Origin of the sequence: Vibrio sp. Y20_XG_PY13 (assembly GCF_024181925.1) — a bacterium.
GTDB lineage: Bacteria > Pseudomonadota > Gammaproteobacteria > Enterobacterales > Vibrionaceae > Vibrio > Vibrio parahaemolyticus.
Genome location: NZ_JAMZAL010000002.1, coordinates 721,065 through 747,563, shown reverse-complemented (window position 1 = coordinate 747,563; position 26,499 = coordinate 721,065). Strand labels below are relative to the sequence as shown.

Here is a 26,499-nt window from a genome sequence, read left to right as displayed (position 1 = left end):
AATGAAAACAGAGCACAAGCAAGTTGTCGTCGTTGGCGCAGGTCCTTCGGGTTCCACCGTTTCTGCGTTGCTAAAATCCCGTGGTATTGATGTTGTCGTGATCGAAAAAGCGACGTTCCCTCGTTTCTCAATTGGCGAAAGCTTACTTCCAGCTTGTATGGAGGTGGTTGAACTTGCCGGAATGACAGCGGCGGTGAAGCAGCATGGCTTCCAATTCAAAGATGGTGCGGCGTTCCGTCGTAACGGGGTCTACACCCACTTTGATTTCACTGACAAATTTACCGCAGGACCAGGCACCACATTTCAGGTTCAACGCGCCAGCTTTGATAAAGTGCTCGCTGACAGCGCCGCGGAGCAGGGCGTCGATATTCGTTATCAGCATGAGCTGGTTAGCTTGGCGTTTGAAGGCAAAAAATCGCGCTTAGAAGTGGTTGGACCCGACAAGCAGGCGTATCAAATCGAAGCCGATTTTGTTTTGGATGCGAGTGGTTTTGGCCGAGTGCTGCCGCGTTTGCTGGATCTGGAAGAACCTTCTTGCCTTCCACCAAGAAAAGCGATCTTTACGCATATCGAAGATCATATTTCACCACAAGAGCCAGAGTACGATCGCAACAAAATTCTGATTTCAGTCCATCCTGAAAATCACGACGTATGGTACTGGCTAATTCCATTCTCGAATGGTACGTGTTCGTTTGGTGTGGTGGGTGAGCCTGATTTTTTCGAGCAATACCCAGAAGATAAGCTTGCAGCTTTGCAGCAGTTGGCTAATGAAGAGCCGGGTTTGGCATCTTTATTGCGAAACGCGAAGTACCCAAATCCTGCAGGAGAGTTGGGTGGCTATTCAGCGAACGTCAAACGCTTAGCCACAGAACACTACGCGCTGCTTGGTAACGCGGGCGAATTTTTAGATCCGGTATTCTCATCGGGTGTCACTATCGCGATGAAGTCGGCTCAATTTGCTGCTGATTGCGTTGTGCGTCAATTGAACGGCGAAGTGGTTGATTGGCAAGAAGAGTACTCAGAACGCTTGATGGTTGGTGTCAACACGTTCCGCACTTATGTGGAAGGATGGTACAACGGCACGCTTCAAGACGTGATTTTCTACCAAGCTCCAAATCCACGCATTAAACAGATGATCAGTGCAATATTGGCTGGTTACGCGTGGGATACCGAGAACCCATACGTCAAGCAAAGTGAACAACGCTTGTCGACGCTGGCTGAGTTAGTACGTGGCGAAGGTTTTTAAATTACTAAGAAAAAGCCATTAAAAACATCTCATTAGCCCCATCTGTGATTCATAGATGGGGCTTTTTATTGCCTTGATTTTAATAAGGTTATTCATTTTTTTGGTGGGTTATTGAACGTTGAAATTGCTCTAAAGGTGACTTTGGTCACATAAATGTTTGCTATAGCTGATATTTCTATAAAACCTGTAGGAAATGGATTACATTTTGGGAGTGTTCCCTCAACTTGGTTATGTCGTGAAAAAGGTATCTAAGCGACTGTATAGATTAGTAAAGTTTAAAAAACGGCAGCCACTCAAAGCTGTATTGTTTTCCTTTACTTCCATGTTGAAGGGCAGGCAGCAGCGCCTCATTAAAATGCTTCCTTTTTATCCTCAACGTTCCCATCGATGTATTTTTTCTCCCGAGCCATTTCAAGAGCCTTCTGAGCATGTTTTGGCGTGGGGACAGCGAGTCAGCCCAGCATTCAAAAGCAAAGTGGTCGAAATTTGCTCTGAGCTAGAAATCAACCCGAATCATCTAATGGCTTGTATGGCCTTTGAGACGGCTGAAACGTTCAGCCCTAGCATTAGAAACGGCTCTGGGAGTGGGGCGACAGGTCTGATTCAGTTCATGCCCGCAACCGCGAAAAACTTGGGGACGAGTACTAAGCATCTCGCCATGATGAGCGCCGTTGAACAGCTCGATTATGTGAAAGCTTACTTTTGGCCTTATCGACACCGAATGTCTTCGTTGGAAGATGTTTACATGGCGATTCTCTACCCCGCGGCAATCGGGAAATCACCCTCACACGTGCTGTTCAAACAAGGTTCGATCGCTTACCGACAAAATGCAGGCATCGATCGTCACAGCAAAGGGAGCATTACGTTGAGTGACGTCTCTTACAAAGTTAGGCAGAAGCTGGCGAAAGGTTTGCAGCCTAACTTTATGGGTTAGCGTCGCCATCGTTGGTGTCGGTGGTTGTTTCCGACTCTGTCTCTCGGCTCACTTTAACTTGCACAATCCGGTGATGTTTGACGTTTAACACCTCAAACTGCCAGCCCTCATAGTCGACCAACTCTCCTGCATGTGGAAGGCGTCCTAGCCACCAAGTTAAAAAGCCATTGAGGGTTTGAAAACCTTCACTCTCTTCGCCTTCAATTGTGGTCAATCCCAGTTTGTATTTGAGTTCGTTGAGAGGAATCAGCGCATCCATCAGCCAACTGCCGTCTTTTTGCTGCTTCGCCCAGATTTGTTCTGGTGCCATTCCTAATTCGCCAGCGATGGACTTGAGCAAATCGTATAAGGTGACTAAGCCTTGCACGTCACCATATTCATCAACAATAAACACCATCTCTGCGCTGGTTTGTTGCATGTAGTTCAGCAGAGGCAAGCCTTTCATCGATTCCGGTACAAAGCGCGGATGTTTGAGCAGTTTACCGAGTCTCGAAACAGACAGGTGGTCGTACTCATCAAGCAATACTTTTGAGGAAATGGTGCCGATGATGTTATCTAAACCGCCTTTGCACACTGGCCAAACTGAGTGTTGAGTTTGACGTAGGTGTTTGAGAATCGCATCCAGCGGCAAGTTGGTGTCCAAAAAATGGATGTCGCAGCGCGGCGTCATTAAAGACAGGGCTAAACGATCATTGAGGTGCAGTAGCTTGCGGATCATCAGTTGTTCTTGCGGTTCGATGGCTCCTGATTCCGAACCTTCATTGACGACGGCAAAGATGTCTTCTTCTGTGACGATTTCGCCTTGGTTTTCGTTTTGGCGCAGAAGTTTAAGTAACGCGTCTGTCGACACAGTAAGTAAGAACACAAAAGGTCTGGCGAGTTTGGCTAGCCAATGAATCGGATAGGCGACAACAATTGCGATGCTTTCTGCGTTGTTTTGTGCAAAACGTTTTGGCACGAGCTCGCCGATGATGATCGCGAAGTAAGTGATCAAAATAACAACGCTGGTGGTCGCAAGAATGGTGGCGACTTCGCGTTCTAGCCCTTGGGCAACGAGCCAGTGTTCAAAAGGAATGGACAGCGTCGCTTCACCAAAAATGCCACTGAGTAGACCGATGGCAGTAATGCCGATTTGGATAGTCGAAAGAAACTGGGTAGGGTTGTTTTTTAGTTCTAAAGCGAGAGCAGCAGGTGCGTTGTCTTCGGCCATCATTTTTAGTCGGCCGCTTTTCGCCGCGACTAACGCGATCTCAGACATAGCGAAAATGCCGTTTAGTGCGATCAATCCAACAAGCAATAAAATGTCCATGGAGCCTTCCAGTAATGCACACGTTAGCAGCATAACGAGATTCTCTCGCGAGAAACGTGAGGTTGTGAATAATTCAACGCGTCATGCCAACAGAATGTCTTATTAAAAGGATAGAGTTCATTTGTTGAATGTGGTTTTCGCGTCCAGACGAATGATTCTGTTACTTGACTGGGATTCTGATAAACTACGCGCCCATTTCCTCTTTAGAGACGTTTCTATGCCATTTTCTAAGCTTGGTTTAAGCGCACCAATTACGGATGCCGTAACGGCGCTGGGTTACGAAAAACCGACTTCTATCCAACAAAAAGCGATTCCAATTGTGCTGCGTGGCAGCAACTTGATCGCGGCTGCGCAAACAGGCACGGGTAAAACCGCCAGCTTTGTGTTGCCAATCTTAGAAAAGCTCAGCCAAGGTGAGACGCAACGTAAAAAACGCGCTCGTGCCATCATTCTTACGCCAACGCGCGAACTGGCTCTGCAAGTGCATCAAAGTATTGAAGCGTACGGGAAGAACTTGCCACTGCGCTCAATGGCGATGTTTGGTGGCGTGGAATATGCGCCGCAGAAGCAAGCGCTGATTGAAGGCGTAGATATTGTGGTGAGCACACCAGGACGTCTGATTGATTTATACGGCCAGCGTGCGATCCATTTTGATGAAGTGGAAATGCTGGTACTGGACGAAGCCGATAAGATGCTTGATATGGGCTTTATCGACTCGATCGATAAGATCATCGATTGCATGCCAGAAGATGTTCAAAGTTTGCTGTTCTCGGCTACGTTGTCGAACCCAGTTCGTGATTTGGCCAAAAACGCGATTGTAGATCCTGAAGAGATTACGATTGCAAAACATAGCGCATCTAAGTCGAACATCAAGCAGTGGATTACCACCGTCGATAAAGACATGAAGTCATCGCTTTTGAGCCACATGCTGAATGAAAACGACTGGTCGCAAGTGCTGATCTTTATTGAAACAAAACACGGCGCGGCCAAATTGGTTAGCCAGCTTGAGAAGCGCGGCATTGTGGCTGAAGCGTTCCACAGTGGTCGCAATCAGCGTGTTCGTCAGGAACTGATTGAGAAGTTCAAAGCGGGTGAAATTCAGTATCTGGTTGCAACCGGTGTTGCCGCGCGTGGTATTGATATCGACAACTTACCAGTAGTGATTAACTACGATTTACCATTCCCTGCGGATGAGTACGTACACCGCATCGGGCGTACTGGCCGTGCTGGCGCGCAAGGTGAAGCGATCTCTTTGGTATCAAAGGATGATTTCAAAAACCTGTGCATGATTGAAAGCCGTCTGGGCCACTTGCTTGAGCGTGTTGAAATCGAAGGTTTTGCTCCAAGAAAGCCCGTGCCGATTTCGATTTTGAATTACGTACCTAAGAATAAGCGTAAACCGCAAGACAATCGTCCGCGTCGTGAGAATTCTGAACAACGTGACGCAAAATAGTCTGCTGACACATTGAAAGCAAAGCCGCATTCGTGCGGCTTTTTTGCGTTTAGAACCGTCGAAAATACAATGGATTTTGTCTGGTTTGTCGGTCGTGATGAGGAAAAAAGTTAAATCGTGTCATACGCTTAACACTCAAAATGCAAATAACTGCGTAAATGTTTTGTCAAATTTCTGTCCTCATATTTGCAGAAGGACAGGAATAGGCGCAGACTTTCGCGCTTGCTAATGAATGCATAAATGAGGCACGAATGAAAACAGGTGATAAGCAATTCGCTGTTATTGGTCTTGGCCGATTTGGTTTGGCGGTATGTAAAGAATTACAAGATTCTGGGTCACAAGTCTTAGCGGTCGACATCAATGAAGATCGAGTGAAAGAAGCTGCAGGTTTTGTGAGTCAGGCCATTGTGGCAAATTGTACTCATGAAGAAACGGTCGCAGAGCTCAAGCTCGATGATTACGACATGGTGATGATTGCCATTGGTGCAGACGTGAATGCCAGTATTCTTGCTACTCTGATAGCAAAAGAGGCGGGTGTAAAATCGGTATGGGTAAAAGCTAACGACCGATTCCAAGCTCGCGTTCTGCAAAAAATTGGCGCAGACCACATCATCATGCCAGAGCGCGATATGGGCATTCGTGTGGCGCGCAAAATGCTGGATAAACGCGTACTCGAATTTCATCCATTGGGCAGCGGATTAGCGATGACAGAGTTTGTTGTTGGCTCGCGTTTGATGGGTAAAACGTTAAGCGATTTGGCGCTGTGCAAGGTCGAAGGCGTGCAAGTGTTGGGCTTTAAACGTGGCCCTGAAATCATCAAAGCGCCTGATATGAGTACCACGCTTGAAATCGGCGATCTCATTATTGTGGTTGGCCCGCAAGACAAGTTGGCAAACAAGCTGAAATCATTATGACGCAATTTCATCAGAGAGGCGTTTTTTACGTCCCAGACGGCAAACGAGATAAAGCGAAAGGTGGCGAACCGCGCATTATATTGCTGAGCTTTCTCGGAGTGTTATTGCCTTCTGCTGTTCTGCTTACGCTACCGGTTTTTTCGGTTTCTGGTCTGTCTATTACTGACGCGTTGTTTACCGCGACTTCAGCCATCAGTGTGACTGGGTTGGGTGTGGTCGATACCGGCCAACATTTTACGCTCGCGGGTAAAATTCTTCTGATGTGTTTGATGCAGATCGGCGGCTTAGGGCAAATGACCTTATCTGCGGTGCTGCTCTATATGTTTGGGGTGCGCTTGAGTCTACGTCAGCAAGCGTTAGCCAAAGAAGCACTTGGCCAAGAAAGGCAAGTCAACCTGCGTCGTTTGGTGAAAAAGATCGTCACATTTGCGCTGGTGGCAGAGGCGATTGGTTTTGTCTTCCTCTCGTATCGTTGGGTGCCAGAAATGGGATGGCAGACGGGCATGTTCTATGCGCTGTTTCATTCTATTTCGGCTTTCAACAATGCTGGCTTCGCTCTCTTCTCTGACAGCATGATGAGTTTTGTCAACGATCCGTTAGTGAGTTTCACCTTAGCTGGTCTGTTTATCTTTGGCGGCTTGGGTTTTACTGTGATTGGTGACGTTTGGCGACATTGGCGTAAAGGTTTCCACTTCTTACATATTCACACCAAAATCATGTTGATTGCCACGCCGTTACTGCTGTTGGTGGGAACGGTGCTGTTTTGGCTTTTGGAACGTCACAACCCCAACACCATGGGCTCGCTCACTACTGGCGGGCAATGGCTGGCCGCTTTCTTCCAATCAGCCAGTGCGCGGACAGCGGGTTTTAACAGTGTTGATTTAACGCAGTTCACGCAACCGGCATTACTCATCATGATCGTTTTGATGTTGATTGGTGCGGGTTCGACCTCTACGGGTGGCGGTATCAAGGTGTCTACTTTTGCTGTCGCGTTTATGGCGACGTGGACGTTCTTGCGTCAAAAGAAACACGTGGTGATGTTTAAGAGAACGGTAAACTGGCCAACGGTAACAAAGTCACTGGCAATCATTGTGGTGAGCGGAGCGATTCTCACCACCGCGATGTTTTTGTTGATGCTGACGGAGAAAGCTTCTTTTGACAAAGTGATGTTCGAAACGATTTCAGCTTTTGCAACGGTTGGGCTTACTGCAGGTTTGACAGCAGAGCTTTCAGAACCAGGTAAGTACATCATGATCGTCGTGATGGTCATTGGCCGTATTGGGCCTTTGACGCTCGCTTATATGTTAGCGAGACCAGAACCAACCTTGATTAAGTACCCAGAAGACACGGTTCTTACTGGTTGATTTGTCAGTAATATGCAAAATGAACGTAAAATAACGCTTTGAATTTAAAGTGATATTTTAACTTTTTTGAGCGTCGATTGGTCATCGGCGCTCAAACATTTATAAATAACGTGGTCTTCTGCTCAAATTTTCTTTTTGATCCCCTTGTCAGCATTCCCTTATCCTTTCATTTCTGTACCATTCATTCACTTAATTTATATCTAATGCGTAAATAACCATCAGGTAACCGCTCATTAAATTGATGGGTATCTGAGTTCGTTTTACGCATGGTGAATTGAAAAGATGGAGCCGTACTTTGAAATTCCACACATTTGCCTTGACCATGCTGACTGCACTTGTTGCCGGAAACAGTATGGCAACGACCCCACCATCGCCAATTTGGCATCCGATCACGCTGAGTGACGGAAGCAATAGCGAGGCGATTTTACGCGGAACTGCTGATTTCCATTGGTTTGAAGACAAACAAGGCAATGCCTTGATTCAGGAAGATGGTGTTTGGTTTTTTGCTCAGATCCAGCGTAATTCAGACACCCTTGAGTTGCTCTCGACTGGTATTGAGAAAACCCAATCCAGTGATGCGCCTGATTCAGCGAAGTTTCGTCCTGACGTGCAAGTTAAGCCGGAGCTGTCTTCGTTAAAAGCGATTGAACCTATGGCTCGCCAAAACTTATTGCGCACGGCACAAGGTTATCAGGCGATGAGCAGCTCGAGCGTGAAACAGCAGCCTTTGTTGGTTGTGCAGGTTTCTTTTAACGATCAAGCGATGGTGCACAATTTCGAGCAACGTGTTTTCGACACGAATGGCCAAAGCGTTGTGGATTACTTTGATAAAAACTCTCAAGGTAAATTTAAAGTCGTCCCAGCTATCGAGAGTTACGGCACCGCGAATGATGGTGTGATCAATGTGACTGTGGCGCAAAGCCACCCAAATTGTCACTCTAGTTCTAGCGACACCACATGTACGGCCAAGCTGAACGCCGTGTTTACAGAGGCCTACCAAAAACTGGATCCGTACTTCAATCTTTCTGCTTACGACAGTAACCAAGATGGAACCGTTGAACCTTCAGAGTTGTCAGTGATGTTTATCTTTGCTGGTGGCGACCGTTCAACCGGATTCCTTGACCGTCCTGCTATCTGGCCACACAAATTCTCTCACAATGATGTCACGCTAGATGGCAAAAAGATCACTGACTACTGCGTGTTTGCTGACTACCAAGTTGATCATCAAGCGACGTTGGGTGTGATCGTACATGAGCTTGGCCACTTAATGCTTGGCTTGCCGGACTTGTACGCAAGGAACAGTGACGCCTCGATCGGTTCTTGGGGCGTGATGGGTGCTGGTTCATGGGCGAAGAAACCGGGTGATTCGTACTCAGGTGATACGCCCGTTAACATGAGCGCATGGAGCAAACACGCGGCTGGTTTCGTTGTACCAACGATCACTCATGAAAGCCCGACGCCTATTTCTGTGAATAACGACGACGTCAAATTGGTGTATCTCGACCCATACTTAAAAGAGTTTGGCCCACGCGTGTATTTGGAAAACCGTACCTTTAGCGGTTACGACCGAGCATTGGCGGCAGAAGGGGTATTGGCGACGTCTGTGAACGTCCAGAACCGCTTTAACGATGTTGGCGCGATGCAGGTTCAAATCATGCAGGCTGATGGTCTGAATGAGTTAGAAAATGATGGAAGCAGTGATGCCGGCGATTTGTATCCTAACGGTAGCACTGAGATTTCCGACACTTCTAATCCAGGACTTCAAGCAATTGCTGGGTTTGAAACTGGTGTTCGTATTTCTAACATTGCTAGCAGTACGAATGGCGGCAGTTTCTCCCTTGAGCAAGCGAGCGAGCCAAACAAATCGGCTTGGCTGAACTCTCTCTATCAAGGTTATGTGTTTGCTAGTAGCACAAATACGCTGGCGGTTTCACTAGATTTAAATAACGCTACAGAACTGGATGGTATTCAGCTGTACGCGCAAAGAAGCAGCCTTCAAAGTGACATGACTTACCGAGTATGGCGATTCCCATTCTCAGGTAATGCGGGTTACCGTTTGGTGTTAGACCAAGACAGCGCTGAACTGCTACAACAAGGTTCTTTCCAAAAATCATCACGAATCTTATTCCCTCAGCCAAGCCAACTAAGTGCTGGTCAGCATCTGTTGGTGGTGGAATTGGAAGGCGGTGAGTTTGAAGCGAACTTTGATTTCGGTCGTGTTCTAAAAACAGAAAAATCCTCTTTACCTGTGATGTGGACAGGCAGCAATAGCGACATGTACACATTTGGTTTGAATCAGACAGGCTTCTCTTTCGTGCCGTTTGCCGCACTGCTGAATGTGGATGCGAGTCATGTCGTTGAGGCAAAAGCAGACTCATTGCAAACCGATAAGAACAAGTCAATCGAACTGAACTTGATGGACAATGACTTTATGGCCGTTGGTTATCAGTTCAATGTGGACATCGTTCAACAACCAGAACATGGCACCATTTCGGGTAATCAGTACCAACCTGAAATGAACTTTGTTGGTTTGGATCGTTTTCAATATCGTTTGTTGTCGATTGATGATGCCTACTCATCTTCAATCGTGAATGTTCAGGTGGAAGTGCTTGGCAGCAACGAAGCGCCAGTTGCCGTGATTAATGTTGATAATCAAGACATGACGGTTGGGCAGCGAGTCACGCTGTCTGCGTTAAATAGTACGGATGCCGATGGTGACGTGTTGAGTTATCGATGGGAGCAGTTGGCTGGCACTTCAGTTTCTCTTGGCAATGCAACCAGTGTTAGCGCAAGCTTTACGGTGCCTCAAGGTGCTAAAGCGGGTGAGGTTCTAACATTCCGTCTTACGGTGGCGGATCCAAGTAACGAAACTTCCAGTGTGACCATCGATTTAACCGTGCAAAACTCAGCTCCAATTACGCTAGCGGATACGGCGACAGTCGCCGTCGGTGAAAGCATTGTGATTGATGTAGCGAGCAATGATTCGGACGTGAACGGCGATAAACTGGTTGTACAAAGTGTACAAAACTTAACGGGCGTAGGAATCGCGAGTGTAGAGAACGGAAAAATCCGCTTTCAAGCACCGGATAGTCCGGCTGACGGCATCAAGCTGCAATACACGGTTTCGGATGGCAAAGGTGCTACTGCAACGGGTGAAGTGACCGTGACGGTTGTTGCTTCTTTGAAAACAACGACGTTTAAAAACTCGGAGGGTGGCGGCAGTGTTTCTTATTGGGCTCTGATGTTACTCGCTGTATTGGGCTGGCGACGCCGCGTCTAAAACGGTATTAAATTTACGGTATAAGCCACTCGCATCGAGTGGCTTATTTTTTGTGTCTGATTTATTTCGATTTTGCTCTCATTATCTTATGAGATGTGTTTCTCATTATTTTTAAAGCGATTTTTCTACTCTGCGGTTACCCTAAGGGCAGATTTTTACAAATTAAGGATGTTGTATGTCAACCGAGGACTTTTCTGTTTCGGCAGTATGCCGAGAAGCGGCAGTGATGGTCAGAAGGAACCTACTCGCAATTGTCATTGCTTGTATTCCATTAATCATCGTGCACTCAATTTTTGTGTTTATGTATCCTAAAATGACGGGGCAAGATCAAGCGAGCGTCCAAGAAGGAAACATCACGGGATTTTATTTCGTCACAATCGTTTTATACCCACTTGTTGCTGCGATGGCTGCTGTGCGTGTGCACCGGATTTATTTGGTTGGCGATTACATGCACTCGGCGTTGGATGTGTTTCGTTTGTCTGCCCGAGAATTCCGTTTCATTGGCTGGTGGATATTGTTTGGATTGATGATGATGCTCGTCATTGGTATCCCAATCTTTGTATTGTCGTTTATCTACATTGCAGAAAGCGGTGAACCCGACTTTGTCGCCATGGCGTTTATCACAACAATTGCAAGCATTCCTGGCTATTGGGTGATGGCGCGTTGGTCGTTTGTGCTGCCTGCGACCGCAATGGATCATCAGCCGCGCAGTTTGCGTCGTTCATGGAACCAAAGCAGACCATACAACAAGCAAGTATTCATTTTGATGGGACTAATTCCATTAGGTGCAGGATTGCTCAGTCAGCTCATCTTTAGCCACTTTACGAATTTCTTCATGCTGGGTTTTGTTGGTGTGGTCTATGGCATTTTCGGCGCGTACCAGCTGGCATTGTTATCGTTGAGCTATAAAACGGTAGTGGATATCGAACGCGCTCGTTTTGATACGCCACCAGAGCCACCAAAAACGGGTGAAGAATTTTCCGCTTAATCAATTTGATCGTTTTTACATACCACCTCCGTTTGTGAGGTGGTATGTAGCGGGTGAATACCTTTCCTGCCGTCTTCGCGTTATCCACGCAAAATACCCATGCCCATTTCATGGCTGAATGACAGTGACGTTCACACGTATACTGACAACAGTACTTCTTTTTATTAAGGAACCCCACATGTCCATTTGGCAACGGGTCAGTTTCACCCATCGCTTTAGTCAATTACCGTCAGCTTTCTATACTTTGGTCGAGCCACAACCCTTGGATAATACTCGCTGGGTTGCTTGGAATGGTGAGTTTGCGCAGCAGTTTGGTTTACCAGCAGCGCAAAACGATGAGCTATTGGCGGTTTTTTCTGGGCAAAGCGAATTCGAACAGTTTCGTCCTCTGGCGATGAAATACGCAGGGCATCAGTTTGGCGTCTACAACCCAGACTTGGGCGATGGACGTGGATTGCTGTTGGCGGAAATTGAGCATCAAAATGGCACTTGGTTTGATATTCACCTTAAAGGCGCGGGGCTAACACCCTACTCGCGAATGGGGGATGGCAGGGCAGTGTTGCGCTCAACCATCCGTGAGTATCTATGTAGCGAAGCCATGGCGGGGCTTGGGATCCCGACGACTCGTGCTCTTGGCATGATGGTTAGTGACACGCCTGTTTATCGCGAGAAAACAGAATTCGGCGCAATGTTGATTCGTATGGCGGAGACCCACGTGCGTTTTGGCCATTTCGAGCACCTTTTCTATACCAATCAATTGGCAGAGCAAAAGTTGCTGGCGGACAAAGTCATAGAGTGGCACTTTGCTGATTGTGCGTCGGCAGAGAAGCCATACGCTGCAATGTTTGGTGAAATTGTTCAGAAAACAGCGGACATGATTGCTTACTGGCAAGCGTATGGGTTTGCTCATGGCGTGATGAACACCGATAACATGTCAATTCTCGGGCAAACCTTTGATTACGGGCCATTTGGTTTTCTCGACGATTATGAACCGGGGTACATTTGTAACCATTCTGATTATCAGGGGCGTTATGCGTTCGAGCAGCAACCGCGAATTGCCCTGTGGAATCTTTCTGCTTTGGCACATGCCTTATCACCGCTCGTCGAACGAGAAGATTTAGAAAAGGCACTGAGCCAATTTGAAGGGCGTTTAAGCCAGCAGTTTAGCCGCTTGATGCGCAGTAAGCTGGGTTTGAAAACAAAAATTGCAGAAGACGGACGTTTGTTTGAGTCGATGTTTGAACTGCTTAATCAGAATCATACCGACTACACGCGATTCTTTAGAGCGTTGTCCAACCTCGATAAACAGCCAGCGCAAGAGGTCATCGATTTGTTTATTGATCGGGAAGCCGCCCAAGCTTGGCTTGATTTGTATTTGGCTCGATGTGAGCTGGAGGTAGATGAAATTGGTGAGCCGATTTCAGCCGAGCAGCGTTGTGAACAGATGCGCCAAGCCAACCCGAAATACATTCTTCGCAACTACCTTGCGCAATTGGCTATCGATAAAGCTGAGGAAGGTGATTTCAGCGAAGTTCACCGTCTTGCTGAGATACTTCGCCATCCATACGATTCGCAACCAGAGTTTGAAGCGTATGCCAAACTGCCGCCAGAGTGGGGGAAAAAGATGGAGATCAGCTGCTCCTCATAAATGGGTCATTTCCCACCCATATCCTTTGGGTTTGTGGGTGGATTTCCCTCCTTTTGGCTCTCGCTTGTCAACTTTAATATTTTAATGGATTGATTTTAAATAAAAAAATAGTTGGTCTGTTAATTGCTCTTTGATGAACATCCGTACCCATCACCTTAACTTCATGGACGGGATGGGATGTGATTTATCAAGGAGAATAATAATGTTAAAGCCTCTAACCCTACTATCTGTCTCTGCTCTTGCTGTTACCAGTTTTAATGCCGCTGCGAATTGTGACCCAGGTGAAACGGTCATCAAATTCAGCCACGTGACTAACGCGGACAAACACCCAAAAGGCATTGCTGCTTCGTTGCTTGAAAAACGTGTCAACGAAGAAATGAACGGCAAAGTGTGCATGCAGGTGTTTCCAAACTCAACGCTTTACGATGATGACAAAGTGTTGGAAGCTCTTCTAAATGGTGATGTTCAACTCGCTGCTCCTTCTCTTTCTAAGTTTGAGAAATTCACCAAGAAGTATCGCCTTTTCGATCTGCCTTTCTTGTTTGATGATGTCGCTGCGGTTGACCGCTTCCAAAACTCTGAAGCGGGAGAGAAGCTGAAAAACTCAATGAAACGTCGTGGTCTACAAGGCATTGCGTTCTGGCACAACGGTATGAAGCAAATGTCTGCCAATAAACCTCTGATGGTGCCAAGCGATGCGAAAGGACTTAAGTTCCGCGTCCAAGCTTCTGACGTTCTTGTTGCCCAGTTCGAGCAACTTGGCGCAAACCCTCAAAAAATGTCCTTCAAAGAAGTTTACGGCGGTCTACAAACGAAGGTTATCGATGGTCAAGAGAACACTTGGTCAAACATCTACGGTAAGAAGTTCTTCGAAGTTCAAGATGGCATCACGGAAACCAACCACGGTATTTTGGATTACCTCGTTGTGACGTCGAACGATTTTTGGCAGAAGCTACCAGAAGATCAGCGTGAACAGCTCAATACCATCATTCAAGAAGTGACTGTTGAGCGTAACGCGGAATCGACCAAAGTGAACTTGGCGAATAAAAACAACATCATCGAAGCGGGTGGTGTGGTTCGTACGCTAACGCCAGAGCAGCGTCAAGAGTGGGTGACGGCTCTGCAACCAGTGTGGAAAAAGTTTGAGAAAGACATTGGTTCTGACCTGATTGAAGCGGCTTTGGCTTCAAACCAACAATAACAAAAACGATATCCATTCGCCCTCGGACTCTCTCTAAGCCGAGCTGAGGATGAGGGCTTTTTCTCTTTACTGATGACGTGATGTAATTATGGAACCGACTTTTTTTGCCAAGGCTGGACGAATCACCGATGCCATTGAAGAAACCTTGATTGCTTTCTTCTTAGGTGCGATGACATTGCTGACGTTTGCTAATGTCATTTTTCGCTATGTCTTTAACGATAATATTCTCTGGGCGTTAGAGCTCACCGTATTCATGTTCGCATGGATGGTTTTAGTTGGCGCTTCGTACGGTGTGAAAAAACACTTTCACATTGGCGTGGATGTCATCATCAATATCGTACCTGAAGGGCGCCGTAAACTCCTTGCGCTAGTCGCAGCGGCCTGCTGCCTAACCTTTTCGATTCTGCTTTTGATTGGTGCTTGGAATTATTGGTATCCCTTTGCGACAGAGCGCGCATGGTATGAAACCGACGATATCCCAATGCCTGAGTTTTTACAGTTCTTAGCGGATTGGCTTAATGAAGGCGAGCGCTACGAAAAACTGCCACGCTTTATTCCTTATTTCGCTTTGCCGCTTGGTATGGCGATGCTCACTTTCCGTTTTTTACAAGTCACTTGGCAGATCGCTACAGGTAAGCTGGATCGCTTGATTGCAGGGCATGAAGCTGAGGAAGAACTGGAAGCCTTAAAAGAAGAAATGAGTGAAGCTGGCGATGCCATGACTCCTCGTTCCTCGAACGATTCTGAGCACAAGGAGCGCTAAGCCATGGATATTTTACTACTGTTTTTAATGGTGATTGGCTTCATGCTCATTGGTGTGCCAATCGCAATTTCTCTGGGTCTTTCCAGTGTTCTTTTCTTAATGCTGCATTCCGATGCTTCTTTGGCATCAGTTGCTCAAACGCTGTTTAACGCCTTTGCTGGTCACTACACATTGTTGGCGATACCTTTCTTTATTTTGGCCTCAAGTTTTATGTCGACAGGTGGCGTTGCAAAGCGAATCATCCGATTTGCGATTGCCATCGTCGGTTGGTTCCGTGGTGGTCTCGCCATGGCTTCCGTTGTGGCATGTATGATGTTTGCAGCACTGTCCGGCTCTTCACCAGCAACCGTGGTCGCTATTGGTAGTATCGTCATAGCGGGGATGATCAAAAACGGTTACTCGAAAGAGTTTGCTGCGGGTGTTATCTGTAACGCAGGTACTTTGGGGATCTTGATTCCGCCATCGATCGTGATGGTGGTGTATGCTGCTGCGACCGATGTGTCAGTAGGGCGTATGTTCCTTGGGGGTGTGATCCCGGGTTTGCTGGCTGGCGTGATGTTGATGATCGCTATCTACATTGCGGCGAGGATTAAGAATCTACCTAAGCAACCATTCGTGGGATGGAAAGAAACGTTTGATGCCGCCAAAGATGCGAGTTGGGGCTTGTTGCTGGTGGTGATCATCCTTGGCGGTATCTATGGCGGTATTTTCACACCAACAGAGGCTGCGGCAGTTGCGGCGGTGTACTCATTCTTTATCGCGAACTTTATATATAAAGACATGGGACCATTTGCTGATAAGCAAAACACCAAACCAGCGATCGTCAAAGTGATTCAGACCTTTGTCCATGAAGACACCAAGCATACCTTGTATGAAGCAGGTAAGCTTACCATCATGCTGCTGTTTATCATTGCTAATGCACTGATCTTAAAACACGTACTGACTGAAGAACGTATCCCTCAGATGATCACGGAATCGATGCTGTCTGCGGGGCTTGGGCCAATTACGTTCTTGATAGTTGTGAACTTGTTGCTCCTGATCGGCGGTCAGTTTATGGAGCCTTCGGGCTTATTGATCATCGTTGCTCCTTTGGTGTTCCCAATTGCCATTGCGCTGGGCATCGACCCAATTCACCTCGGTATCATGATGGTAGTGAACATGGAAATCGGCATGATAACGCCACCAGTCGGGTTGAACCTGTTTGTAACGGCTGGGGTGGCAAGAATGTCGATGATGAATGTTGTAAAAGCGGCATTGCCATGGGTGGGCGTCATGTTCTTGTTCTTGATAATTGTGACTTATGTACCTTGGGTATCAACCTGGCTACCAACGACCTTGATGGGGCCAGAAATAATCACTAAATAACACATTTTCAGGATTACATTCACGCAACCAAAAAGAGGTGTGAGCAATCACACCTCTTCGTCTATGGATTTAAAATCTTGTTTTCTCGGATCGGGATGGACTCTGCGCTCATAGCCGTGCCACTTCTTTTTGTTTTTACGTCGGTCTTCACCGGAGCGCCTTTCTTCTTGATACTGGCCGTCTACCATCACTGTATCGGTAATGATCGGTATCCTCACTTTTTCATTCATATCCATATGAGCCCAATAATTGCCTTAGAAAAATTATGATTCAAGTTGGATATAATACCAATCGTGCGAACCTGTTTTATTTATAGAGCTCTTTATCTATCTGATAGCGTTGCATTTTGTCATACAGCGTTTTTCGAGGCACATTCAACTGTTCCATCGTTTGTTTGATGCTGCCATTGTTTTCCAGTAGCGCATTTTCTATCGCTGCCTTTTCAAACTCCGCCACTTGTTCTGCAAGGCTACTGGTTGAGGCGGGGATGGAACTTGGTTCACCTAATTGGATGAGTTTACCTAATAAAACGAAACGCTCTGCTGCATTGCGCAGTTCTCGGACATTTCCCGGCCAATCGTGAGCCATTAGCTGAGCCAAATCTTGTGCTGAAAGACTTGGCGAACTTTTACCATAGCGCGACGCCGCGACTAAAAGAAAATGATGGAAAAGGGCAGGGATGTCTTCCTTGCGTTCACGTAAGGGAGGCAAATCTAGCGTAACCACGTTGAGGCGGTAGTAGAGGTCTTGACGAAATGTACCTTGTTCCGCCGCACGTTTAAGATCCACTTTCGTTGCCGCGACAACGCGAATGTCGAGAGGTAAAAGTTCGTTTGAGCCAACGCGTTCAATCACGCGCTCTTGCAGGACGCGCAACAAACGAATTTGTGCCTGAATTGGCATCGATTCGATTTCATCTAAGAAGAGTGTGCCGCCCTGCGCAAATTCAAACTTACCAATACGCCGACTGTCTGCACCAGTAAATGCGCCTTTTTCGTGACCATAGAGTTCGCTTTCAATTAAGTTTTCTGGCACCGCGCCACAGTTCACCGCCACAAAGTTATTGTTTCTACGAGAACTTTGTTCGTGCAGTGAGCGGGCGATAAGCTCTTTACCTGTACCTGTTTCGCCAAACAGCAGAATATCGGCATCTGTATCAGCAATGTGGGTGATGGTTTCTCGCAGCGTTTGGATGCTGGTGGTTTCACCGATGATTCGGGGGCCAAGCGTTTGGCTCGCTTTGAGTGATTGACGAAGTTTCTCATTTTCGTTCGTCAGTTGGCGTTTTTCAATGGCGCGTTTTACGGTTTCAACCAAGTGTTCTGGCGCAAAAGGTTTCTCTATAAAATCGTAGGCCCCTTGGTGTAACGCATTTACGGCCATTGAGATGTCACCATGGCCTGTAATCATGATGACTGGCAGGTTTGGGTCGCGTTGAACTAACGTGGTTAACAAGTCCATGCCTGAAATACCGGGTAAGCAGATGTCGGTCACAATCACACCAGCTTCGTCGCTTTGTTTCATGGCTAACAAGGCGGATTCCGCATCGGAAAAAAAAGTCGCTTCGATATCGGCTAGCTCAAACGTTTGTTCTATTGCTAATCGAAGGTCGGCTTCATCATCAATAAAAAACACCTGACACATTATCTTATCCTTCTGATTGTTCGGTGCGTTGGCATATTGGCAAGCACAATGAGAATCGAGCGCCACCTTGGGCTCGGTTGTGAGCACTCAAGCTGCCGTTCATACCAGCCAATATTTGCTGAGATATAGAAAGTCCTAATCCCAATCCATTCTTTTTAGTTGTTAAAAACGGTTCGCAAAGTTCGGACAGTGTGTGCGAACCAAGCCCAGGGCCATTGTCATCGACATGAATCATCACTTTGTTTTCATCCGTATCCGTTTCAACGAGCAACCACACTTGTTTATCTTGTTGTTCTTTTACGGCTTCAATTGCGTTTGTCAGCAAGTTAACCAGAACTTGCTCCAATTGAATGGTATTGATTTGAACCTCGATGTCGTCAGTAGGAAGTTCGGTAGCAAGTAGAACACGAGCAGATTTAAAAGCGGGTTTCATGAGCTCTTTTGATGAGGCTATCACGGGCAACAGGCGTGTTTGGGTAAGCTCATTGCCGCTGGCCTTTTTGGCAAACGAACGCAATTGCTGGCTGATGTTTGCCATTCTGTCTGTGAGGGCTGAAATGCGAGTGAGATTATCTTCCACTCGATCATACTTTTCTTTCTGAAGGAACAATTTTCCATTCTCAGCAAAGCTACGAATGGCTGCCAACGGATTATTCAGCTCATGGCTGATGCTTGCTGACATTTGACCGAGAACTGCCAGCTTAGCCGCTTGAATCAACTCATCTTGGGTTAAACGCAGTGTTTGCTCCGTTTCGGTTCGCTGCGCAATTTCAGCCTGTAACTCTGCTGTTCTCGCCATGACTTGAAATTCTAACTTCTGATTCGCTTCTTGTTGGATTCGTTCTAACTGCAAATGGCGTTGTTGGCGGTGATAAATCAACTGGCCAATCAAGAACAAAACCGTAAAGGCCAACGTAAGCACAACGATATAGCCCATCGTAACCCAAACGATGGATTGTTTTGGCGAAAGCACACGAATCGTTAGCTTTAACTCAGGTAAAGGCAGTGAAGAGACAACCAGCGTCCCTTTATTGTAGGGGTAGCCTTGTTTCAGTTCAGAATTTGGCGCATTCAAGTTGCCGACAAAGCCCAATGTCGTAATCGGTGTGTCGAGATATTGTCTACTCGTCCAAACTTGCTTTTTATCTGCATCACTTAACGGTTGTAGGCTTTTGAATAGCCAATCCTGCCGGCTGCTCATAAAGACAATATTGTGAGGGTCGCTGGCCACGAACACGCTGTCAGGTTGTTGCCAGTTATCTTCAATTTTACTCAAGTCCATTTTTACGACCACGATTCCCAACACGCCGCCAGCATAAATTATTGGATATGAGTAGTAATAGCCACGTTGGCCGGATGTTGAGCCCTGAGCGTAATATTGGCTGCTTTCACCGCTGATGGCTTGTTTGAAGTAAGGTCTAAAAGCAAAGTTGCGTCCAATAAAAGAGCGCTTTTTACGCCAGTTACTTGCTGCAATGGTCGTGCCCCATTGATCAATCAAATAAGTATCTGCCGCTTCAATAACGTTGTTCACCGATTCTAGATAGCGATTGGTGATTTCGAGTTGAGCGCTATTTGAAGGATTCAGTAGAGCTTCAAAAAGAGGATCATCTTTGGCTAAAAGATTGGGTATATGGGCGTATTTATCGAGCTTATTTTTGATGTGGCTAGAAAATTGTTCGAGCTGTGATTGGTGTTTATCTAGCAAAGATTGATAGCTGTGTTGCCACACCCAGCGCCCGCCCACAATGGCGCACAGGAAATATAAGGCGAAAAAAATCAGTAAAATACGATTTCGTTGAGACATCCTTGCATTCCTATTACACGTCCTTTTTATGCCTTTAGAAATGTTAATGGGTTGTAGGGATGATGGGGGATTTAGTTTTCAACTCTGTGGAGTAAAACAAGAGCAAGATCTCTTTTTACGCTTTTCAATAAAAAAAGCAGTCGATTCTCTTGAAAAAGTCGCTATTGTCCCCATTCTAGATATGCTGACGCGCTCATTGGGTGTTTTAATCCCATTTTTGGCAAAAAAATGAGTCAGCTTTCGAGAATTTAGCGCAGACAATGTCCACATAGTGGCTATTGGCTCGACAGGGTTGCGACAGATCGCTAGAATGTCGCGTCTAAAAATTCTGTCCTGAGGCTAATAGGAGATACCTTTGATATTTCTGTCGAAGATATCACTGATTAGTCTGGTGCTGAGAATCAGCATCAATACTCGATTTTAAATTAGGTGTTCGGACAGAACACTACACAAGGATGAAGCGTTAACTTAAAGAGTTACGCTCATACGCTCGGATAACCGAGCCACTTTAGAGGTTTATAAATAATGCAAGTTACTGTTGAAACGCTAGAGGGCCTAGAGCGCCGTCTAAACATTACTGTTCCAGCTGCAAACATCGAAGATGCTGTAACAGCTGAACTACGCAACATCGCTAAAAACCGTCGTTTCGATGGTTTCCGTAAGGGTAAAGTGCCTCTAAAAATGGTTGCTAAGATGTACGGCAAAGCAGTACGTCAAGACGTTCTTGGTGAAGTTATGCAACGTCACTTCATCGAAGCGATCGTAAAAGAGAAAATCAACCCAGCTGGCGCTCCAACTTTCGCTCCTGTAGAAAACAAAGAAGGTGCAGACCTAGTTTTCACAGCAACTTTTGAAGTTTACCCAGAAGTTGAACTAAAAGGCCTAGAAAACATCACTGTTGAGAAGCCTCTAACTGAAGTTAAAGAAGCAGACGTAGAAGAGATGATCGAAACTCTACGTAAGCAACAAGCAACTTGGGTTGAAGTTGAAGAAGCAGCAGAAGCTGGCAAACGCGTAAGCATCGATTTCGTTGGTTCTATCGACGGCGAAGAGTTTGAAGGCGGTAAAGCTGAGAACTTCCCACTAGAAATGGGCGCTGGTCGCATGATCCCTGGTTTCGAAGACGGTATTGCAGGTAAAACTGCTGGTATGGAATTCGACATCGACGTAACTTTCCCAGAAGATTACCACGCTGAAAACCTAAAAGGTAAAGCGGCTAAGTTCGCAATCAAAGTGAACAAAGTTGAAGCTCGTGAACTTCCAGAACTAAACGACGAATTCGTTGCTAAGTTCGGTGTTGCTGAAGGCGGTGTAGACGCACTTAAAGCTGAAGTACGTAAGAACATGGAACGCGAACTTAAGCAAGCTGTTAAGACTCGCATCAAAGAGCAAGCAATCGAAGGTCTAGTTAAAGAAAACGAAATCGACGTTCCTGCTGCACTTATCGAGCAAGAAATCCACGTTCTACGTCAACAAGCGGCACAACGCTTCGGTGGTAACCCAGAAGCAGCTGCACAGCTTCCACGTGAACTGTTCGAAGAACAAGCTAAGCGTCGCGTAGTTGTTGGTCTTCTACTAGGTGAAGTAATCAAGTCTGAAGAGCTAAAAGCGGACGACGAGAAAGTGAAAGCTCTAATCGAAGAAATGGCTACTGCATACGAAGATCCATCAGAAGTTATTGCTTACTACGAGCAAAACGAGCAAATGATGAACAACATGCGTAACGTAGCTCTAGAAGAGCAAGCAATCGACGCGATCATCGCTAAAGCACAGGTTACTGAGAAAGAAGTAGGCTTCAACGAGCTACTTAACCAACAACCTGCTGCTTAATAAGCAATATCTTGCGTAGAAGGTTGACTTAACGTTAACTATTCTGCTAACAATGGTCCGTATGATAGTCATCATCCGGGCCATTTATTTTAGGGACATAAGAATATGAGCTACCAAGAAAAAAATGCAATGTCGCCAATTATGGACGCACTAGTACCAATGGTGGTTGAACAAACTTCCCGAGGCGAGCGTTCTTACGACATCTACTCACGTCTACTTAAAGAGCGCGTGATTTTTTTAACTGGTCAAGTGGAAGACCACATGGCAAACCTTGTCGTGGCTCAGCTACTTTTCCTAGAATCTGAAAATCCAGATAAAGACATTTTCCTATACATCAACTCTCCAGGTGGCAGCGTAACTGCAGGTATGTCAATTTACGACACAATGCAGTTTATTAAACCAAATGTAAGCACTGTATGTATGGGCCAAGCTTGTTCTATGGGCGCATTCCTGCTTGCAGGTGGTGCAGCTGGTAAACGTTACGTTCTTCCTAACTCACGTGTGATGATCCACCAACCACTAGGTGGTTTCCAGGGTCAAGCTTCTGATATCCAAATCCATGCTCAGGAAATCCTGACCATTAAACAGAAGCTAAACAACCTGTTAGCAGAACATACTGGCCAGCCTCTTGAAGTGATTGAACGCGATACCGATCGTGACAACTTCATGTCAGCAGAGCAGGCTGTGGAATACGGTATCGTGGATGCAGTGTTGAGCCATCGCGGCGCGTAATTTAGCCAGCGCATTTTGGCAAAAATTGATATACACTCATTCATGAAGAGTAAAGGCTAAGAGGTTAGCGAATGACAGATAAAAGCAAAGAAAGTGGCAGCGGTAAATTGCTGTACTGTTCTTTCTGCGGCAAAAGTCAGCACGAAGTTCGCAAGCTAATCGCAGGTCCGTCAGTTTACATTTGCGACGAGTGTGTCGACCTATGTAACGATATTATTCGCGAAGAAATCAAGGATGTTCTCCCTAAGAAAGAATCTGAAGCGTTACCAACGCCAAAACAGATCCGTGAACACCTTGACGACTATGTGATCGGACAAGATTACGCGAAAAAAGTGCTCGCAGTTGCGGTATATAACCACTACAAGCGTTTACGCAATGGTGATACAACGAGCGAAGGTGTGGAGCTTGGTAAAAGTAACATCCTTCTAATTGGTCCTACAGGTAGTGGTAAAACGCTGCTTGCTGAGACGCTAGCTCGATTCTTGGATGTGCCATTCACAATGGCAGACGCAACCACACTAACCGAAGCTGGTTATGTGGGTGAAGACGTTGAAAACATCATCCAGAAGCTTCTGCAAAAATGTGATTACGATGTAGCGAAGGCTGAACGCGGCATTGTTTACATTGACGAAATTGACAAAATTTCTCGCAAAGCTGAAAACCCATCAATTACGCGTGACGTATCTGGTGAAGGCGTTCAGCAAGCGCTATTGAAACTTATCGAAGGTACGGTTGCTTCAGTTCCACCTCAAGGTGGTCGTAAGCATCCACAGCAAGAATTCCTACAAGTGGACACGTCTAAGATCCTGTTCATCTGTGGTGGTGCATTTGCTGGTTTAGATAAAGTTATCGAACAGCGTGTAGCTACGGGTACTGGTATTGGCTTTGGTGCAGAAGTGCGCTCGAAGAACGAAACCAAAACCGTCGGCGAACTGTTTACTCAGGTTGAGCCAGAAGATCTAGTGAAGTATGGTTTGATTCCAGAATTCATTGGTCGTCTTCCTGTGACAACAACACTGACAGAGCTTGATGAAGAAGCGTTGATTCAGATCCTATGTGAACCGAAAAACGCACTGACCAAGCAGTATGCAGCATTGTTTGAGCTAGAAAACGCAGAGCTTGAATTCCGTGAAGATGCCCTTCGTGCTATCGCGAAGAAAGCAATGGAACGTAAGACAGGTGCTCGTGGTTTGCGTTCAATTCTGGAAAGTGTTCTGCTTGAAACCATGTACGAACTGCCATCTGCGACAGATGTAAGTAAAGTCGTGATTGATGAATCCGTCATCAATGGTGAGTCAGAACCACTGCTTATTTACAGCAATGCCGACAATCAGGCAGCTGGAGCAGAATAAATCCAGCCATGAATGAAAAAGGAGGTAAGTAATTACCTCCTTTTTTTATTTCTCTTATTGAATCCAAACAATTAGCCCCCATATACTGCCTTAAGTAATACGTTAAACGTGAAAGCGGAAGAGAGAATTATATGAACTTGGAACGTTCCGAGCGTATCGAGATCCCGGTATTACCTCTACGTGACGTAGTGGTCTACCCGCACATGGTGATTCCATTGTTTGTTGGTCGTGAGAAATCGATTAGCTGTCTAGAAACGGCGATGGAAACAAACAAACAAGTTCTGCTTGTGGCTCAAAAACAAGCTGACACTGATGAACCAACGGTTGATGACCTATTCGAAGTGGGTACGGTAGCTACCATTCTCCAACTTCTAAAGCTCCCTGATGGCACAGTAAAAGTACTGGTTGAAGGTCAGCAGCGCGCAAAAATTAATCATTTCAAAGAAAGTGATTTCTTCTTAGCTGAGGCGGAATTCATCGTAACACCAGAATTGGATGAACGTGAGCAAGAAGTGATTGTTCGCAGCGCAATCAACCAATTCGAAGGCTTCATTAAGTTAAACAAAAAGATTCCACCAGAAGTGCTAACGTCACTGAATGGTATCGATGAAGCGGCACGCCTAGCTGATACGATTGCGGCACATATGCCTCTTAAACTTGTTGACAAACAACAAGTGCTTGAAATTATTGATGTTACTGAGCGTCTAGAGTTCCTAATGGGCCAGATGGAATCAGAGATCGATTTGCTACAAGTTGAGAAACGCATTCGTGGTCGCGTGAAAAAGCAAATGGAGAAGTCTCAGCGTGAGTACTATCTGAATGAGCAAATGAAAGCGATTCAGAAAGAGCTGGGTGAGATGGAAGACGCTCCTGATGAGTTTGAGACTCTGCAAAAGAAGATCGACGAATCAAAAATGCCGCAAGAAGCACGTGAAAAGACAGAGCAAGAGCTGCAAAAGCTTAAGATGATGTCTCCAATGTCCGCAGAAGCGACCGTGGTTCGTAGCTACATCGACTGGATGGTAAGTGTACCTTGGACTAAGCGTTCTAAAGTGAAGAAAAATCTTGCGAAAGCGGAAGAGATTCTAAACGAAGACCATTATGGTCTAGAGCGCGTGAAAGAGCGTATTCTGGAATACTTGGCAGTTCAAAACCGCATTAACAAGCTAAAAGGTCCAATCCTTTGTCTTGTTGGTCCTCCAGGCGTGGGTAAAACATCGCTTGGCCGCTCAATTGCATCTGCTACTGGCCGCAAATACGTACGTATGGCCCTAGGTGGCGTGCGTGATGAAGCAGAGATTCGAGGCCACCGTCGTACTTACATTGGTTCATTGCCAGGTAAGCTGATTCAGAAAATGTCGAAAGTTGGTGTGAAAAACCCTCTCTTCCTTCTGGATGAAATCGACAAAATGTCTTCAGACATGCGTGGTGACCCGGCTTCAGCGTTGCTTGAAGTATTAGACCCTGAACAAAACAACTCATTCAACGACCACTACCTAGAAGTGGATTACGACTTGTCTGATGTGATGTTTGTTGCAACGTCTAACTCGATGAATATTCCTGGTCCGTTGCTTGATCGTATGGAAGTGATTCGTCTATCCGGTTACACCGAAGATGAAAAACTAAACATTGCGAAGCGTCACCTTGTTGAAAAACAAGTGCAACGTAATGGCTTGAAACCAAACGAGATAGTCATCGAAGATTCAGCAATCATCGGTATTATCCGTTACTACACTCGTGAAGCGGGTGTGCGTGGTCTTGAGCGTGAGATTTCTAAGATCTGCCGCAAAGCAGTGAAGAACATCCTGCTAGATAAAGACATCAAATCAGTGACGGTAACGATGGACAACCTAAAAGAATACTTGGGTGTTCAACGTTTCGATTACGGGAAAGCTGATGAAAGCAACCGAATTGGTCAAGTTACTGGTCTAGCTTGGACTGAAGTGGGTGGCGATCTATTAACGATTGAAACTCAATCTATGCCAGGTAAAGGCAAGCTTACTCAAACAGGTTCACTGGGCGACGTAATGCAAGAGTCTATCCAAGCTGCAATGACCGTGGTGCGCTCTCGTGCAGATAAACTGGGCATTAACTCAGATTTCTACGAGAAAAAAGACATCCACGTTCACGTGCCTGAAGGTGCGACGCCGAAAGATGGCCCAAGTGCGGGTACAGCAATGTGTACTGCTTTGGTATCGGCTCTTACAGGTAACCCGGTAAAAGCTGAAGTTGCGATGACGGGTGAGATCACCCTACGTGGTGAAGTATTACCAATCGGTGGCTTAAAAGAGAAGTTACTTGCAGCACACCGTGGCGGCATAAAGACAGTGCTTATCCCGAAAGATAACGAGCGTGATCTGGAAGAGATTCCTGAGAATGTTATCGCAGATCTGCAAGTTATCCCTGTTCAGTGGATTGATGAAGTACTTAAAGTTGCACTAGAGCGAGACCCGACAGGCGTTGAGTTTGAAGCTAAAAAATAGTGATGTGCAGCAAAAATAAGTAAAAGTTTGCGCTGATAAGCCTAAAAAGGCTTGTCAGCGTTTTTTTTGGGCGCTAAGTTAGTTTCGATAGCTGCCAGCCCTTGAAAAATAAGGGTTGGAGCATATTTTCTTAACTATGGAACGAAAAGTCATCACAAAAATAATCACAGATGGCACAAAGGGGAA

General features: G+C 46.1%; 20 protein-coding genes. 16 read left to right on the top strand and 4 right to left on the bottom strand.

Annotation, left to right across the window (positions count from 1 at the left end; translation table 11 throughout):
* Position 1 precedes the first annotated feature (1 nt).
* Together NL646_RS08440 and NL646_RS08435 are read left to right on the top strand one after the other, a co-directional pair.
* Complete coding sequence (locus NL646_RS08440) at positions 2 to 1,246, top strand: NAD(P)/FAD-dependent oxidoreductase (protein WP_140067096.1); 1,245 nt, start codon at positions 2 to 4, stop codon at positions 1,244 to 1,246.
* Positions 1,247 to 1,439: 193 nt separating this feature from the next.
* A complete protein-coding gene (locus tag NL646_RS08435; protein WP_020904060.1) occupies positions 1,440 to 2,180 on the top strand; it encodes a transglycosylase SLT domain-containing protein in 741 nt (246 codons plus the stop codon).
* Here NL646_RS08435 and NL646_RS08430 read toward each other — a convergent pair.
* The gene (locus tag NL646_RS08430) at positions 2,170 to 3,489 is read right to left on the bottom strand and encodes a hemolysin family protein (protein WP_005488844.1); all 1,320 of its coding nucleotides are present in this window, start codon (positions 3,487 to 3,489) and stop codon (positions 2,170 to 2,172) included. The genes NL646_RS08435 and NL646_RS08430 overlap by 11 nt on opposite strands.
* 217 nt (positions 3,490 to 3,706) lie before the next feature.
* Here NL646_RS08430 and NL646_RS08425 point away from each other — a divergent pair, with 217 nt between their 5' ends.
* From NL646_RS08425 to NL646_RS08385, 9 genes are all read left to right on the top strand, one after another.
* On the top strand, positions 3,707 to 4,942 hold the full coding sequence (locus tag NL646_RS08425) for a DEAD/DEAH box helicase (protein WP_020840278.1): 1,236 nt from the start codon (positions 3,707 to 3,709) through the stop codon (positions 4,940 to 4,942).
* Between the two features lie 251 nt (positions 4,943 to 5,193).
* Positions 5,194 to 5,856, top strand: a complete 663-nt coding sequence (locus tag NL646_RS08420) for a TrkA family potassium uptake protein (protein WP_005460581.1) — start codon at positions 5,194 to 5,196, stop codon at positions 5,854 to 5,856.
* The gene (locus tag NL646_RS08415) at positions 5,853 to 7,220 is read left to right on the top strand and encodes a TrkH family potassium uptake protein (RefSeq protein ID WP_029855899.1); all 1,368 of its coding nucleotides are present in this window, start codon (positions 5,853 to 5,855) and stop codon (positions 7,218 to 7,220) included. The genes NL646_RS08420 and NL646_RS08415 overlap by 4 nt, the downstream gene beginning before the upstream one ends.
* A gap of 295 nt (positions 7,221 to 7,515) precedes the next feature.
* Complete coding sequence (locus NL646_RS08410) at positions 7,516 to 10,500, top strand: M6 family metalloprotease domain-containing protein (RefSeq protein ID WP_253664085.1); 2,985 nt, start codon at positions 7,516 to 7,518, stop codon at positions 10,498 to 10,500.
* 175 nt (positions 10,501 to 10,675) lie between these two features.
* A complete protein-coding gene (locus tag NL646_RS08405) occupies positions 10,676 to 11,488 on the top strand; it encodes a sugar transporter (RefSeq protein ID WP_253664084.1) in 813 nt (270 codons plus the stop codon).
* Between the two features lie 178 nt (positions 11,489 to 11,666).
* Positions 11,667 to 13,136, top strand: coding sequence for a protein adenylyltransferase SelO (locus tag NL646_RS08400; protein ID WP_069498574.1), 1,470 nt, complete (start codon positions 11,667 to 11,669; stop codon positions 13,134 to 13,136).
* Between the two features lie 202 nt (positions 13,137 to 13,338).
* A complete protein-coding gene (locus NL646_RS08395) occupies positions 13,339 to 14,337 on the top strand; it encodes a TRAP transporter substrate-binding protein (protein ID WP_005479018.1) in 999 nt (332 codons plus the stop codon).
* 88 nt (positions 14,338 to 14,425) lie between these two features.
* Positions 14,426 to 15,100, top strand: a complete 675-nt coding sequence (locus NL646_RS08390) for a TRAP transporter small permease (protein WP_005479032.1) — start codon at positions 14,426 to 14,428, stop codon at positions 15,098 to 15,100.
* Positions 15,101 to 15,103: 3 nt separating this feature from the next.
* Positions 15,104 to 16,465 (top strand): TRAP transporter large permease, encoded by a 1,362-nt coding sequence (locus NL646_RS08385; protein WP_005495990.1) that lies wholly within the window; start codon positions 15,104 to 15,106, stop codon positions 16,463 to 16,465.
* A 47-nt stretch (positions 16,466 to 16,512) separates the two neighbouring features.
* On the opposite strand, the gene NL646_RS08380 is transcribed toward NL646_RS08385, so the two are convergent.
* From NL646_RS08380 to NL646_RS08370, 3 genes are all read right to left on the bottom strand, one after another.
* Positions 16,513 to 16,695: a hypothetical protein gene (locus tag NL646_RS08380; RefSeq protein ID WP_021451574.1), complete on the bottom strand. Its 183-nt coding sequence runs from the start codon at positions 16,693 to 16,695 to the stop codon at positions 16,513 to 16,515.
* Between the two features lie 76 nt (positions 16,696 to 16,771).
* Positions 16,772 to 18,109, bottom strand: a complete 1,338-nt coding sequence (locus tag NL646_RS08375; protein ID WP_253664083.1) for a sigma-54 dependent transcriptional regulator — start codon at positions 18,107 to 18,109, stop codon at positions 16,772 to 16,774.
* 4 nt (positions 18,110 to 18,113) lie between these two features.
* Positions 18,114 to 19,916 (bottom strand): ATP-binding protein, encoded by a 1,803-nt coding sequence (locus tag NL646_RS08370; protein WP_253664082.1) that lies wholly within the window; start codon positions 19,914 to 19,916, stop codon positions 18,114 to 18,116.
* Between the two features lie 46 nt (positions 19,917 to 19,962).
* Between NL646_RS08370 and NL646_RS08365 the strand changes: the two genes are divergently transcribed.
* The 5 genes from NL646_RS08365 to lon all read left to right on the top strand — a co-directional run bounded on the left by NL646_RS08365 (position 19,963) and on the right by lon (position 26,313).
* Positions 19,963 to 20,148, top strand: coding sequence for a hypothetical protein (locus tag NL646_RS08365; RefSeq protein WP_005482581.1), 186 nt, complete (start codon positions 19,963 to 19,965; stop codon positions 20,146 to 20,148).
* A 293-nt stretch (positions 20,149 to 20,441) separates the two neighbouring features.
* Positions 20,442 to 21,746 carry a trigger factor gene (gene tig / locus NL646_RS08360; RefSeq protein WP_005460612.1) on the top strand — a complete coding sequence of 435 codons (1,305 nt, stop codon included), beginning with the start codon at positions 20,442 to 20,444 and terminating at the stop codon, positions 21,744 to 21,746.
* 105 nt (positions 21,747 to 21,851) lie between these two features.
* Positions 21,852 to 22,478: an ATP-dependent Clp endopeptidase proteolytic subunit ClpP gene (clpP, locus tag NL646_RS08355; RefSeq protein WP_005460620.1), complete on the top strand. Its 627-nt coding sequence runs from the start codon at positions 21,852 to 21,854 to the stop codon at positions 22,476 to 22,478.
* Positions 22,479 to 22,549: 71 nt separating this feature from the next.
* A complete protein-coding gene (clpX, locus tag NL646_RS08350; RefSeq protein WP_005460618.1) occupies positions 22,550 to 23,830 on the top strand; it encodes an ATP-dependent protease ATP-binding subunit ClpX in 1,281 nt (426 codons plus the stop codon).
* Between the two features lie 131 nt (positions 23,831 to 23,961).
* Positions 23,962 to 26,313, top strand: a complete 2,352-nt coding sequence (lon, locus tag NL646_RS08345) for an endopeptidase La (protein ID WP_005493728.1) — start codon at positions 23,962 to 23,964, stop codon at positions 26,311 to 26,313.
* The last annotated feature ends 186 nt before the right edge of the window (positions 26,314 to 26,499 follow it).

Coding starts and splice junctions, on each gene's coding strand:
- NL646_RS08440 (WP_140067096.1), top strand. CDS start 2: ATGAAAACAGAGCACAAGCAAGTTGTCGTCGTTGGCGCAGGTCCTTCG.
- NL646_RS08435 (WP_020904060.1), top strand. CDS start 1,440: ATGGATTACATTTTGGGAGTGTTCCCTCAACTTGGTTATGTCGTGAAA.
- NL646_RS08430 (WP_005488844.1), bottom strand. CDS start 3,489: ATGGACATTTTATTGCTTGTTGGATTGATCGCACTAAACGGCATTTTC.
- NL646_RS08425 (WP_020840278.1), top strand. CDS start 3,707: ATGCCATTTTCTAAGCTTGGTTTAAGCGCACCAATTACGGATGCCGTA.
- NL646_RS08420 (WP_005460581.1), top strand. CDS start 5,194: ATGAAAACAGGTGATAAGCAATTCGCTGTTATTGGTCTTGGCCGATTT.
- NL646_RS08415 (WP_029855899.1), top strand. CDS start 5,853: ATGACGCAATTTCATCAGAGAGGCGTTTTTTACGTCCCAGACGGCAAA.
- NL646_RS08405 (WP_253664084.1), top strand. CDS start 10,676: ATGTCAACCGAGGACTTTTCTGTTTCGGCAGTATGCCGAGAAGCGGCA.
- NL646_RS08400 (WP_069498574.1), top strand. CDS start 11,667: ATGTCCATTTGGCAACGGGTCAGTTTCACCCATCGCTTTAGTCAATTA.
- NL646_RS08395 (WP_005479018.1), top strand. CDS start 13,339: ATGTTAAAGCCTCTAACCCTACTATCTGTCTCTGCTCTTGCTGTTACC.
- NL646_RS08390 (WP_005479032.1), top strand. CDS start 14,426: ATGGAACCGACTTTTTTTGCCAAGGCTGGACGAATCACCGATGCCATT.
- NL646_RS08385 (WP_005495990.1), top strand. CDS start 15,104: ATGGATATTTTACTACTGTTTTTAATGGTGATTGGCTTCATGCTCATT.
- NL646_RS08380 (WP_021451574.1), bottom strand. CDS start 16,695: ATGAATGAAAAAGTGAGGATACCGATCATTACCGATACAGTGATGGTA.
- NL646_RS08375 (WP_253664083.1), bottom strand. CDS start 18,109: ATGTGTCAGGTGTTTTTTATTGATGATGAAGCCGACCTTCGATTAGCA.
- NL646_RS08370 (WP_253664082.1), bottom strand. CDS start 19,916: ATGTCTCAACGAAATCGTATTTTACTGATTTTTTTCGCCTTATATTTC.
- NL646_RS08365 (WP_005482581.1), top strand. CDS start 19,963: ATGGGTTGTAGGGATGATGGGGGATTTAGTTTTCAACTCTGTGGAGTA.
- tig (WP_005460612.1), top strand. CDS start 20,442: ATGCAAGTTACTGTTGAAACGCTAGAGGGCCTAGAGCGCCGTCTAAAC.
- clpP (WP_005460620.1), top strand. CDS start 21,852: ATGAGCTACCAAGAAAAAAATGCAATGTCGCCAATTATGGACGCACTA.
- clpX (WP_005460618.1), top strand. CDS start 22,550: ATGACAGATAAAAGCAAAGAAAGTGGCAGCGGTAAATTGCTGTACTGT.
- lon (WP_005493728.1), top strand. CDS start 23,962: ATGAACTTGGAACGTTCCGAGCGTATCGAGATCCCGGTATTACCTCTA.